This window comes from Planctomycetota bacterium, from assembly GCA_016207825.1.
In the GTDB taxonomy this organism is placed as follows: Bacteria; Planctomycetota; MHYJ01; order JACQXL01; family JACQZI01; genus JACQZI01.
This window is the reverse complement of record JACQZI010000041.1, coordinates 1-13,521: the sequence shown is the minus strand read 5'-3', so window position 1 is coordinate 13,521 and position 13,521 is coordinate 1. Positions and strand designations below refer to the sequence as shown.

General features: G+C 48.9%; 10 protein-coding genes. 6 read left to right on the top strand and 4 right to left on the bottom strand.

What is annotated here, in order from left to right; all coding sequences use genetic code 11:
* The first annotated feature begins 21 nt into the window (after positions 1-21).
* Genes HY811_12335 through HY811_12310 form a run of 6 tightly spaced genes read left to right on the top strand, consistent with a single transcriptional unit; the run spans position 22 to position 7,970 of the window.
* Positions 22-1,230: a transporter gene (locus HY811_12335; protein MBI4835592.1), complete on the top strand. Its 1,209-nt coding sequence runs from the start codon at positions 22-24 to the stop codon at positions 1,228-1,230.
* Positions 1,227-2,579, top strand: a complete 1,353-nt coding sequence (gene yqeC / locus HY811_12330) for a putative selenium-dependent hydroxylase accessory protein YqeC (GenBank protein ID MBI4835591.1) — start codon at positions 1,227-1,229, stop codon at positions 2,577-2,579. The genes HY811_12335 and yqeC overlap by 4 nt, the downstream gene beginning before the upstream one ends.
* On the top strand, positions 2,563-3,372 hold the full coding sequence (locus HY811_12325; GenBank protein MBI4835590.1) for an XdhC family protein: 810 nt from the start codon (positions 2,563-2,565) through the stop codon (positions 3,370-3,372). The genes yqeC and HY811_12325 overlap by 17 nt, the downstream gene beginning before the upstream one ends.
* Positions 3,362-4,261 (top strand): EF2563 family selenium-dependent molybdenum hydroxylase system protein, encoded by a 900-nt coding sequence (locus HY811_12320; GenBank protein ID MBI4835589.1) that lies wholly within the window; start codon positions 3,362-3,364, stop codon positions 4,259-4,261. The genes HY811_12325 and HY811_12320 overlap by 11 nt, the downstream gene beginning before the upstream one ends.
* A 20-nt stretch (positions 4,262-4,281) precedes the next feature.
* Positions 4,282-5,157 carry a xanthine dehydrogenase family protein subunit M gene (locus tag HY811_12315; GenBank protein ID MBI4835588.1) on the top strand — a complete coding sequence of 292 codons (876 nt, stop codon included), beginning with the start codon at positions 4,282-4,284 and terminating at the stop codon, positions 5,155-5,157.
* A 2-nt stretch (positions 5,158-5,159) separates the two neighbouring features.
* Positions 5,160-7,970 (top strand): molybdopterin-dependent oxidoreductase, encoded by a 2,811-nt coding sequence (locus HY811_12310; GenBank protein ID MBI4835587.1) that lies wholly within the window; start codon positions 5,160-5,162, stop codon positions 7,968-7,970.
* A 28-nt stretch (positions 7,971-7,998) separates the two neighbouring features.
* Here the strand turns inward: HY811_12310 and recG are convergent, their stop codons facing one another.
* The 4 genes from recG to HY811_12290 all read right to left on the bottom strand — a co-directional run bounded on the left by recG (position 7,999) and on the right by HY811_12290 (position 13,089).
* Entirely contained in the window at positions 7,999-10,041 is a 2,043-nt protein-coding gene (gene recG, locus HY811_12305; GenBank protein MBI4835586.1) for an ATP-dependent DNA helicase RecG, read from the bottom strand.
* A 27-nt stretch (positions 10,042-10,068) separates the two neighbouring features.
* Complete coding sequence (locus HY811_12300; GenBank protein ID MBI4835585.1) at positions 10,069-11,040, bottom strand: tetratricopeptide repeat protein; 972 nt, start codon at positions 11,038-11,040, stop codon at positions 10,069-10,071.
* 6 nt (positions 11,041-11,046) lie between these two features.
* Complete coding sequence (locus HY811_12295; GenBank protein ID MBI4835584.1) at positions 11,047-12,123, bottom strand: hypothetical protein; 1,077 nt, start codon at positions 12,121-12,123, stop codon at positions 11,047-11,049.
* A 168-nt stretch (positions 12,124-12,291) separates the two neighbouring features.
* Positions 12,292-13,089 (bottom strand): hypothetical protein, encoded by a 798-nt coding sequence (locus HY811_12290; protein ID MBI4835583.1) that lies wholly within the window; start codon positions 13,087-13,089, stop codon positions 12,292-12,294.
* Positions 13,090-13,521: the final 432 nt, after the last annotated feature.

Here is a 13,521-nt window from a genome sequence, read left to right as displayed (position 1 = left end):
GCGGCTTCGCGGGAGCAACTAATGACATTCCAAGCACTCAAGACCAAGCTCAAGTTTGACCGCAATGAACTTGCCGGAAGCTTCGGAGATATCGGGACCGATTTCCCCTTGATTATCGGCATCATCCTTGCCTCCGGCATGAATCCGGTCAGCGTCCTGGTGATATACGGCATCTTGCAGATAATGACCGGTTTGATTTATGGCATTCCCATGCCGGTCCAGCCATTAAAAGCCATGGCGGTAATCGTCATCACACAAAAACTTGGCGGAAATATCCTTTGCGGAGCAGGGCTTGCCATAGGCGTATTTATGCTGCTCTTGAGCCTATCCGGACTGATTAATTTCATTGCCCGGGTAGTCCCCTTATGCGTTGTCCGCGGCATACAACTGGGACTGGGCATACAACTGGCAACTTTAGCGCTCAAGGATTATGTCCCGGCAGACGGGCTTATCGGATACGGAATCGCATTACTTAGTTTTATCATCATCATTTTACTCATGGGAAACAGAAGGTATCCGCCGGCGCTTCTTATCATAGCCATAGGAATAATCTATGCGATTACCCTTAACCTCAACCTGGCCAATATCGCGCAGGGAATCGGTTTGCACCTGCCGGAATTCCATGTGCCGGCCTGGCCTGATATATTGGCCGGTTTTCTCATTCTCACATTGCCGCAAATTCCTTTGTCTATCGGCAATTCTATCTTAGCCACCCAGCAGACGGCCCGTGATTTATTCCCTGATAAGCCGCCTCTGACGGTCCGTAAAATCAGCCTAACTTATTCCATAATGAATCTCATCGCGCCGTTTTTCGGGGGCATTCCGGTTTGCCACGGAGCCGGCGGCATGGCCGGTCATTACACCTTCGGGGCGCGGACCGGCGGAGCCATTGTCATTTACGGTTTAATATATCTCATCGCGGGTTTATTTTTCGGGGGTGTATTCGCCGAGATTGTTAATATCTTCCCAAAACCCATGCTTGGGGTAATCTTGTTTTTTGAGGCGCTGGCGCTCTTAAAGCTTTGCTTTGGCACGGCATTCCTCCCCATCGGACGTGCACCGCACTCCCTCGGAGACGCCGGCGACAAACAGCAAATTATGCTTATGATTATGGTGGGTTTAATGGCGGTTGGCTTACCCTATGGTTATTTGATAGGGCTTGTCGTGGGAACAATTTTAGCGCTTATATGGGAAAAGAGCTTGCTTAAAAACAGTACTATTACATCATGACAAACATAGATAAAATATTCTCGATAACCAAAGGCGATGTAGTTTCCTTTGTCGGCGCAGGCGGAAAAACCTCTCTTATCACCGCGTTTGCCCAATCGCTTAGAGAAAGATTTTCGGTCGCCATAACCACCACCACCCATATGCATCCGGTTAATAATAGCCGTTTCCAAAATCATCTGCTAGACAACAATAATTCTTTTAATACATTAGAAAACCTGAAAAACAAGAGCCAAATACCGGTTTTCTTCAGTTCCCTTGATTCGGATGGCAAAGGCTTACCGCCTGTAGCGAAAGACATCAAAGCCATTGCGTCACTCTTTGATATTGTCCTGGTAGAAGCGGACGGTGCTCGCGGAAAATCGCTTAAGATTCCTCGCGCCCATGAACCGGCGGTTCCGGATTGCTCTAAAAAGGTTATCTTAGTCGTCGGAATGGATATACTGGGCAAGAAAATCTCAGACGACCTTGTCTTTCATCCTGAACTATTCAAAGATAAAGGCATGGATTCGGAAACACTAATCACCTGGCAAGTATTGCGGGATATCTTATACGCATCCGATAGTTATCTGGCTAAACTGCAGGGGAAGGATATATTCCTGGCGCTAAATAAATCAGACCTGGTTGATGAATCCGCAACACAATCGGCACAATTAATGTATCACGAAAACATAAAATCAATCATATTATCCAGTGTCACGACTGACGGCTTAAAATCAGAAGAAGTAAATAACAGCAAGACACCGGTAATCGGTATCTTGCTTGCCGCCGGACAATCAGTGCGATACGGTTCGCCCAAATTAATCGATACTTTCCGCTCCCAACCTTTATTCTGGCATTCATTCAAAGCGGCTAATGGAAGCAAGCTGGATAAACTTATCGTGGTGGTCGGCGAGATAGGAGATGAACTGATTAAAATGGCGTCTAACATCCCAGATAACCGAGCTGAATTCATCCGTAATCCCCAGCCGTCCAAAGGCATGTTATCCTCCATCAAAATAGCCCTGGAAAAAGTCATGCGCGCTTATCCCGGCTCTGCCGTAATGATTATGCTTGCCGACATGCCATATGTAACATCGGATTTAATAAATACCGTTTTAAGGGCGTTTCACGATTCCGCGGCGCCTGTATCATCGCCTTTCATCGACGGCCGAAACGCCCATCCGGTTATTTTCCATCCGGTAATGTTCCCGGAACTGCTCAATCTCAAAAGCGAACGTGGCGGCAAGGAAATTATTATGTCGCACCCGGATATGATAAATAAAATCATGCTTAGTTCGCCTGATTCACAATATGATATCGATACCAAATCAGACTCGAAAGGAGCAAACTATCATGCCGAGATTTTATGATGATTACCGTTCAGCGCTTTTATCCGGTAAGACCTTTGCCTTGGCAACCGTGGTAAGAATCCATGCTTCTTCCCCGCGAGAACCGGGCGCCAAGATGGGTGTCTTCCCGGACCGCTCTATCTTCGGGACTATCGGCGGCGGAAAGCTGGAAAAGATGCTCATTGATGATTCCTTGCAAATCCTCAAAACCGGCAAACCCGTTTTAAAAACATATACGCTTTTGCCGGAAACCAAAGGCGGCATCGGCACGGAATGCGGCGGCACGCTTGATATATTCATAGACATAATCTCAGCCGGAGCAAAGATTATGTTGATTGGCGCAGGGCATATTTCCCATGCCCTGGCAGGATTAGCGGAAACTTGCGGATTTGCCGTTGAGGTTGTGGATGACCGGACCGAATTCGCCAACAGCGAAAGATTCCCTCGCTCTATTATTCATAACACCCCGATAAAAGGCACTGATTTCAAGTCGCTCATAAATTCGGAAACATACGTCGTTATAGTCTCGCACAGCCACGAGATTGACTATGAAGCATTGAAGGCAACAATCAATCTGCCTTACGCTTATTTGGGGATGATAGGCTCCCAGCGCAAGGTAAAGGTGCTCTTTAGCAAACTCCTGGAAGAGGGGATTAAACAGAACGAGTTGGATAAAATCCATGCGCCGATTGGATTGGATATCAATGCCGAAACCCCTGAGGAAATAGCGCTTTCCATCATGGCGGAAATCGTTGCGGTCAAGCGTTCTGGAACTTCAACGCTCAGTATGAGTAATAAAATCCATGCTAAATAAAACTACCCGCCCACCTAAACGGCGGATCGGGCGAGCTTCAATACTCGTCCGCGGTGCCGGAGATTTCGCCACCGGCATTATCCGGCGATTGTATCTTGCCGGATTCAAAGTAGTTGCCACGGAAATAGAAAAGCCCCTGGCAATAAGGCGCGGAGTTTCCTTCTCCGAGTCAATCTACAATGGAAGCATTACCGTAGAAGGCGTTACTGCCGTCTGTTCCTCGCTTGATACTTTTATTAGTGATTGGGAAAAGAATCAAGTGCCCGTCGTTATTGATAAAGATGCCTCTATCAGGAAGAAACACCGGTTTGATATCCTGGTAGATGCACGTATGATGAAGAAGCCAAACGACACAACCATTAATGATGCCCCCGTGGTCATCGGGGCAGGGCCCGGTTTCTCCGCCAAAGGCGGATCCGCCTCGGACAGAGAAACACAAGGAAACTGCCATGCCGTAATAGAAAGCTTTAACGGCGCGGATTTGGGCAGGGTCATATACAAAGGCACGCCTGCGCCTTATACCGGCAAGCCCAAGGAGAACGATTTGGAATTATGCGGGGAAGATTTCAAGAATATCAAAGTTGCCGACCTGGTATATTTCGCATCTAATGAAGGCATCTTTAAAACAGATTATGATATCGGCGACGAAATCAACAAGGGCGATACCATTGCCCGGGTTGGCGAAGAAAACATCGTATCGCTTGCTTCAGGAATCCTCAGGGGAATCCTGCATAAAGACGTATTGGTCCGGAAAGGCACCAAACTGATTGAAATAGACCCGACCAAAAACCGCGACAGGTGTTTCAAGGTAAGCGCCAAAGCCAATGCGCTCGGCGGCGGCGTATTGGAAGCCGTTTTTACATTGCTTAATAAAAATATTTTATTATAATATGGCAAAGGAGTAGAAATATGAAAATACTTGATTTTGAATTGCATTCTGTAAAAAGTTTATCTGAAGCTTGTAAGTTACTAAGTAAATACGGCTCGTCCGCCAGAGCTATCGCCGGCGGCACAGACCTTTTGGTTGACCTCAAGGAACATCTGATTTCGGCTGAACACTTGGTTTCGCTTGCCGATATTCCGGAAGCGCAGGCAATCACTTTTACCAAGGGCAAGCTGCGTGTCGGCGCCCTGGCAACCTTAAGCTCCGTGGTATCCAATCCGCTTATTAAAAAGCATTTCCCGGCATTATCCGATACGGCATTAGCTATGGCAACCCCGCAAATCAGGAATACCGGCACGATCGGAGGCAATATCGCCTCGGCCGTCCCTTCTGCGGATATTCCGCCGGCCTTGATGTGCGCGAATGCCCGGGTCATCACGGTAAGTCCTAAGGGAAAAAAGAGTATTCCGATTCGTGAATTCTTCATTGGAGTAAGAAAAACCGTATTGAAAAAAAATGGGATTATTAAAGAAATAGAAATCGACATCCCGAAATCCAATACCGGAATTTCCTACCAGAAATTCGCCCTGCGCGAGGCTGCAGCTTTGGCTGTGGTCGGCGTGGCGGCGATGATAAAAGTCGAACGCAATATTATAAAAGATGCCTGTATTGTCCTGGGGGCAGTGGCGCCGACTCCGGTGATTGCGCATCAGGCTTGCAAATATCTCAAAGGCAAGGAACCGACCAAGGCTAACTTCGACCAGGCCGGAGTGATCGCCTGTGATGAAGGCAAACCGATTTCCGATATCCGTGCTTCAAAAGAATATCGCTGTCATTTAATTGGGGTATTAACCCGTCGTGCTCTTGCTCAGGCACATAAAAGAGCCAGGGGGAGTAAATAATTATGAAAACAATTACATTAAACGTCAATGGTGTTAACCACGAAGTTAGTATTTCTTCTTCGGATATCCTGCAGGATGTCCTGCGGGATAAGCTGGGCCTGACCGGCACGAAAAAGGGATGCGAGCTCGGCGTCTGCGGTGCCTGCACGGTTATCATAGACGGCAAGACCGCGGCGAGCTGTCTTATCCTTGCCGAAAGATGCCAGGGGAAAAAGATTGAGACCATTGAAGGCTTGAAGAAAGAAGGCAAACTTCATCCGGTCCAGAAATCATTTGTCGAGCACGGGGCTATCCAGTGCGGTTACTGCACTCCGGGCATGGTCGTGAGCGCCAAAGCCCTGATTGATGAAAATCCCAAGCCGACCAAGGAGGATGTCAAGGAAGCGCTTTCCGGCAATCTTTGCCGTTGTACCGGATATAAAAGAATCATAGAGGCAGTCCAGGATTACGCCCGTTTTAAGGATGCTGAGGCGAAAGTGGACCATCCCGAAGACTTGGATAAATTCCAGACCGTTGGCAAGAGTATTCCCAGAGTTGATGGCTATGACAAGGTAACCGGCAAAGCTAAATACACCGGCGACTTCAAATTTCCCGGTATGTTATACGGAAAAATTCTTAAGAGCCCGGTTGCTCACGCCATTATCAAGAAGATTGATACCAGCCGCGCCAAGGCTCTGCCCGGAGTTTATGCAGTCATTACCGGTGACGATATTCCCGATGTCATGACCGGAGTTTCTCCGGCTCGTTACGATAAATATTTCCTTGCCAAAGGTAAAGTCCGCTATGTCGGTGATGAAGTAGCGGCAGTAGCGGCAGAGACCGAGGCAATTGCCGAACAGGCTCTGGCGCTCATCAAGGTGGAATACAAGGAATTACCCGCGGTATTTAATCCGGCTGACGCCATAAAAGAAGGCGCGGTTCAACTGCATGAGAAATCCGCCAATAACATCAATACCCGCGTCGACCACCATTTCGGTGATGTGGAAAAAGGGTTTGCGGAAGCGGATTACGTCCGGGAAGAAACATTTATCGGCAACCATGTTTACCAATCACCCATGGAACCGCATGCCTCGATTGCGATGCTTGAAGGTGATGGCTCGATTATCCTTTATTCATCCACTCAGGTGCCGCACTATCTTAATTATCAGGTAGCGCGGGTATTCGGCAAGCCGCTCGGCTCATTCAGGATTATGCGTCCGCATGTAGGCGGCGGATTCGGCGGCAAAGCCGAGGCTTCCACAGCTGATTATGTTTCCATACAGCTTACCATGAAGACCGGACGACCTGTCGCGATTACATATAGCCGGGAAGAAATGTTCCTGTATTTCCGCGGACGCCACAAACAGCACATGACATTTAAAATCGGAGTAAAGAAGAACGGCAAAATCACAGCCGTGAGCAGTAAGATTTATCTGGATGGCGGCGCTTATACCTCGTTCGGCATTGTCAGCGCTTATTATGCCGGCTCGATGGTGCCGACCCTTTACCATATCCCGAATTATAAATACGACGGCTACCGGATGTATACCAATAAAGCGCCTTGCGGGGCAATGAGAGGGCACGGATGCCCACAGCCGAGATTCGCGTTCGAATCGCTTCTGAGTATGATTGCGGAAGACCTGAAGATTGACCCGATTACAATACGCGAAGTGAATGCCATGGACCCGAATACGAGAACGGTAAACGATTTGGATATCCGCTCCTGCGAATTTAAGGCGACATTAAAATCAGTCCGTGAAAAGAGCGACTGGGAAAATAAATATAAAAAACTCTCGCCCGGCAAAGGAATCGGAATCGGATGCGGCGGATTTGTTTCCGGCGCAGGTTATCCGATATACCGCTCCAAGTTCCCGCATTCAAATGCGATTGTCCGTATCATTGAAGACGGCTCTGTCGCAATACTAGAAATTTCCGCGGCGGAAATCGGGCAGGGAAGCGAGACGGTATTGACGCAAATGTGCGCGGAAGCGCTAGGTATCCCACCGGCTTTGGTACGTATCAAATCATGGAATTCCGATATCGGACCCATAGATCTCGGCGCATATTCATCACGCATCACGCTCATGGGCGGCAATGCGGTCTCTCGCGCCGGACAGGATGTGGTAAAGAAAATCATGCCTTATGCTGCGAAAGTTCTCGGCGTTAGCGAAAGCGAGCTTGTTGCTGAAAACGGAGTTATCAGGCATAAACAGAATAAAGACAAGTTCATGCCCTGGTCGGAAGCGGCAAGGGCGTATTTCTCGGAAAAAGGTCCGCTGGTCGGCACAGGCTGTTATGCGCCGCCCGAAGGCTTGGGCGGAAAATACAAAGGCGCGGCTGTCGGCACCAGTCCCGCATATTCATTCGGCTCATCCGTCTGCGAACTGACCGTTGACTTGGAAACAGGCAAGGTAAAAATCGACAAGTTCACGGATTACCACGACTGCGGCACGCCGGTTAACCCAATGGCCGTGCACGGGCAGGTGGAGGGAGCCATTGTCATGGGAGCAGGTGAAGTCCTTATGGAAGATACGGTTTATGACTCCAAAGGCGAAATCGTCAATCCTAACTTACATGAATATCTCCTAATGACCATCAAAGACGCGCCGGAAATATTCTCCGGCATCGTGGATTCCTATGAACCCGAAGGGCCATTCGGTGCCAAGGAAATCGGCGAAGGCTCAACACTGCCGGTTCTGGGCGCGGTGGCGCATGCGATTGCTAATGCTACAGGCGTTTGGATGAAAGAACTGCCCATTACACCGGAAAAGATAGTCAGGGCATTGCAGGAGAAAAACGCGGGCGATAAAAATATCTGCAAAAAGTGTGATTAAGTGTAAAAGCTGCTTCTGATTCAGCTTCTTACCTGCCTGTCGGCAGGTAGGTCTTAAAGGCGTGCTTGCGGACGGCTTTCAGGATATCCAAATCTTTGGATAAATCCGCGATTTTCAATTCCGGGAATCCGCTTTGCTTTGTCCCAAGAAACTCTCCCGGGCCGCGTATCCTTAAATCCTCTTCGGCAATCCTGAATCCGTCGCTGGTCTCTTCCATTATCTTTAGGCGCTTTTCGGCATCGGGCGTCTTGAAATCCCCGAATAAAAGGCAATATGAATTATGCTGACCTCGCCCGATTCGCCCCCTTAACTGGTGCAGCTGCGCCAAGCCATAGCGCTCGGCGTGGTCAATGACCATGACCGAGGCGTTGGGAACATCGATACCAACTTCTATAACCACGGTGGAAACAAGGATGTTGGTTTTCCCCTGGCGGAAGTCCCTCATTATTTCATCCTTCTTTTTCTGCTTCATCCCGCCGTGCAAAAGCTGGATATTATATTCCGGAAATACTTTCGCCTTAAGGTGTTTCGCCATTTGGGTAGCGGAACGCAGCATCGCCCGGCTGGCTTTTTCCTCTTCGCTCTTGGCTCTTTGTTCTTCTATCAAGGGATAGACAAAATAAACCTGCCTGCCCTCGTGTATTTTCTGCCGGATGAATTCAAGCGCTTCGGGCATTTTAGCCGAGGGGCGCAGGATCGTTTTTACCGGCTTCCTGCCCGGGGGAATTTCGTCTATGACGGATAAATCAAGGTCTCCGAAAAGGGTCAGGGTCAGTGTTTGCGGGATAGGCGTGGCGGTCATAATCAGGGTATGCGGGTTTTCGCCCTTTGACTTCAATGTCTCGCGCTGCTCTACCCCGAATTTATGCTGTTCATCTATGATTAACAAAGAAAGCTTGTTAAACACCACCGCCTTTTGGATAAGGGCATGTGTGCCGATGACTAAATCTATTTCGCCTTTTTTAACCAGTTCAATTTGCTCCTGGCGTTCTTTACGCTGGATTCCGCTGACCATCAAGGAAATGCGCACCTTGGAATTTTCCAAGAGCCGTGAAACAGTCTGGTAATGCTGTTCGGCCAGTATTTCCGTAGGCGCCATTAAAGCCGCCTGCGTATGGTTGCCGATTGCGGCGAGGATGGCGTAAACCGCCACGATGGTTTTCCCTGAGCCGACATCGCCCTGAAGCAGGCGGTTCATCGGATACTTGCCGGTAAGGTCGTTTTTTGTTTCATTAATTACTTTCTCCTGAGCGGCGGTAAGCGTAAAAGGAATCCGCTGCCGTATGCGCTGTTCGAGGGTATCGGAGATAGCCAGCGGGTGCTTGACCGTGTTTTTCTTGATTGCCCTGTAACGCTCGGCAAGCGCCAACTGCACCAGGAATAATTCCTCCCAAACCAGGCTTGTGCGGGCGTTACTGATATCACTTTCCGATTCGGGAAGATGAATCCGTTTAACCGCCTCCGGTACGGGCAAAAGTCCGGCAGGTTTATCCGGTATCCGGCCAAGCGTATCGGAAAGAGAGGAGCTATAAGTTTCTACCGCACCCTTGATTATCCGCCGAAGGTATTTCTGGTTTAAGCCCGCGGTCAAAGGATAACAGGGAATAATCCGGCCGGCGTGCAGGGGCTCGTACTCCTCTCCTTTTATTATTTCGTATTCGGGCGATTCTAAGAACGGCTGCTTATAAAACTTTAGTCTTCCGGAAAGTATTACCTCATCGCCTTTATTGAAGTATTCCTCGAGGAACGGCTGGTTAAACCAGGTGGCGTAAACGATTCCGGTATCATCGCCCACTGCAATCTGGAATATAGATAGCCATCGCCTGGTCCGCTTAAGAACGGATTCCAATATTTTCCCTTGGACAGTTTGTTCAGGCAAAGCACCGGGAGATGCTTTGCGCCCTTCTTCCAGCACCTCGGCAATGGTTTTTATCCTGGAGCGGTCCAGGTAGCGGCGCGGGAAATGATACATTAAATCGCGGATGGTTTTTATGCCTAATTTATTAAGAAGCTTGAATCGCTCGGGACCGACGCCTTTAATATATTGGGCGGAATCAAGTAGTTGCTGCATGGGAAGTTCATTCTTAGAGACTCTTAATTATTTCGGCTCCCCGGCAGAATCGGAGTCCTGGGACTCTTTTCCATCAGGGGTTCCGGCATTTGGCTTCTTTTCCAAGATTTCAGGCGCTTCCAGCATCTGGCGCGCGCCCACATGGTCGGAATCCAATTCCAGCGCTTTCTTAAAATCAGACTTGGCTTCGTCATGCATTCCTTTTTCCTGCAAAACCCTGCCGCGCTGGAAATACGCCTCGGCATAGTTTGAGGAGATACTGAGCGCCTTGGTAAAATTACCGTAAGCCATATCCAAATCGCCGGTCTGGGCATAGGCAAGCCCGCGGTTAAAATACGCCTTGGTATAATTGGGCTTCACCTCGACCGCCCTAGTAAAATCGTCGATTGCGTCTTCGTAATCTTCTCTTTCCATATGGATGGTCCCGCGCCGGTAAAGTGCCTCGGGAAAATTGGGAGTGATATCTATCGCTTTATCGAAATCCCTCATGGCGTTTTCATAATTTTCCAGGTGATAATAAGCGCGGCCGCGGTTATAATAAATCGCGGTGTCTTTGGGGTCAAGCTTGAGCGCATTGGAAAAATCTTCAACCGCAGGTTCGTATTTGCCTAGGCGGTAATAAGCCCGCCCCCGGCGGTAATGAATCAGGGCGTTTTTCGGATTTATGGCAATGGCAAAGCTGTAATCCTGGATGGCCGCGGCATAATCACCTTTATGGTAATATGAACGTCCGCGGTTGTAATATGCGGCGGCATTATCCGGCCGCATCTTGATAATTTTATTAAAATGCTTGATGGCACGCTTATAATCACCCTGTATTTTGCATATCAAGCCGAGTCCCAGATAGGCTTCGGCATAAAGAGGATTATCTTTTAAAACACGGTTAAAATAAGCAACCGCCTTGTCAAAATTACCGCGTCTGGAAGAAATGACGCCGCGGTAATAAAACATCCGCGGGTTTACAACCTTTCTGAAGAATGTTGCTATGTTTTTAAACATATTTCCTTAAAACCAGATGGCAAGCCCGATGACCGGCCCGTCCAGATTAGCTCCTCCTGAATTTATGAGCGAATGGTATCCGACGAATATTTCCCAGTTATTCTTGTGCCAGCCGGCTGTGGCATCGAGATTGATAAGTGATTCCCCGGCCGATGCGCTGTAACCGAGCAATACCTGCAGGCTCCAAGGCTCGCGCGGGAAATAGGAGACCTTGCCCTGGAACGATAAACTGCCGTGAGAGGTCCCTTCGACATCGGTCAAAAACGCACCGCCCAGCCCGAGCTCGAAAACCGTATTGGTGTCACTGGCAAAACCGGCGAAATTAAAGTGCATGGAAAAAAAGTTCATGGTATCGGTTGCGTCATCCATTTCCTCGCGGTAGCGGTTATAATACATATCCCCGCTGAAACCGGAGGGAAGCATCAATTTGCCGTAAACGCCGTAGCCCCACAAATCGCTTTCCACCTTCTGGTAAAAAGTCCTCATCTGGAGAGCAAACCCGTTGTAGCTTTCTGAAATGAAAGGGTCGCTGGAAATATAAATGCCCTGGTAGGCGGATTCACCGTAAGGGCAAGAGCGATACCGGAAACCGTGGTCTCCGAAAAAGAGCTCCCACCATAGGTCCCAGAAGAAATCGCCCCAGCCGGAATCATCATCGTCATCATAGTCATCGTCATTTTCATACTCGTAGCAACCGACGGAAGAATATTCGGATGACTCATGGCCGCGGCGGTCGTGATGGCTTTTATCATCATGTTTGGGATTATCTTTATCCGTATAAGGCTTGACAAAGGTTTTCAGGGTTCCGCTCTTTTCCTTCTTGGCCTTGGGCGGAGGGGTGGAAGGCTTCTCTTTTTCCTTACTCTCATCCTTATCCTTTACCTTATCTTTATTCCTATTATCATCATGCGTGTCCCCGCCTGCCGGCGAGGCAGGTTTGTCATCGCTTTTGCCCTGTTCTTTGGGATTATCCTTGGTTTTATCATTATCTTTAGCGTTTAGCGAAGGATGTATTGCAGGCGAGAGGACAATCAGGCAGACCGCCAGGCAGATGATTGTTTTAAACAGTGATTTTAAAGTCATATTTTTAGTCCCCTAAACGAGCAGGAATATATTACCGATTTATTTATAAAATTACAAGAGAAATATTATTGTTAAAATAAAAAAAGGGGAAGGAGCCGGGACTCCTTCCCCTGGAGCGTAGCGACATCCCGCCCCGACCCCGCAAAGCGGGGCCGGAGGGGGCATACATCACACTTGGCTCACCTGCACTTCCAGGAACAAACGATTATTGCCCTGCAGGATAAAATCCAGCCGGGATAATCCGCCCGTGCTGAAAGATTCCAGGCCCAGTGACGGGTCTATGAACTTCTGCACCAGGTTGTTTGTCTGGTTGTTCTCCTTGGCGATGACCATGGGCGAGAAGCCGGATTTGATAATCCGGACCCCTGCTTGAATGACCCGCTCGGTCAGGGCGGCCTTGAAAGCCGACCGGTCCTGGATTTTGCAGACCCTGAACGGCCCGCCTTCCAAAACCTTGTCGTCTGCTCTCAGCCAATCCATGACCCTTTGGTCATTCACGAGCCAGTGCGGGGCAATCGCCGCCGCGCCACGGCCCTTTACCCTGGTTCCGCCAAAGATGAGTGTGCGCCGGGCCATTCCTTCCATGAAGTTTTCCTTGGCCTTTTCCACTTTCTCTTTGAACCGCTTGGCTTGGTCACCATCCACGGTTTCAAAGGCGTGTTCAAGGTTGCGGACGAACTTCTCGTAGGAATCGCGCAGGTTTGCCACCTGGCCGTCCAGAATGTCGGAAACCTCGTTTCCTCTTCTGGAGACGAATCCCGGATTGACATAACCCGCGTAGCCCGTGCTTGCCGGACCGGCTATCCTTTCCTGGAACTTGCCCTTATCCGGAATCTTGGCTAAAATGCTCTGGTAGATACGAAGCGCATTGGCTTTCATATTAGCAGCCCATTTTTCACCTACTTCCGTCGGCGTATCCAAAGGCCAGCCGATCATCAACATCCCATGGCTAACTATGTTTGACATACATTTTCTCCTTTCTGGCCGATTTAATTCATTCGCCCCGGCCAGGCACGGCCTTAACCTGCTCGGAGTAATTGTTAGCCGAACCGCCCCCCATACTTTCCCAGCCTGCAGTGCCGGGATTTCCGGATAACTCGACAGCCCTAAAGGACTAACGGAAGAAGAACCGGAAGGCTTCCCCGGAAACCACCCAGCCCCTCTATTGTTATCCCTCCATAATCTCTATAGTTTTGGGGGACAGAAAATATAGTGTTTTTATAAACTTTCTTGATTTTATATTTACAACTCCTTGGGAAATAAGGAGATAAAATTTTACATGGATTTTGAGATTCTCCAACTCTATATTTTATTGAATGTTATGGGTTTGTCAGTTTGTATCTGCTTGTTTTATAAGAAATTAGGGCGGATTTTTCCGTCTCCGACCACTACCCCCCT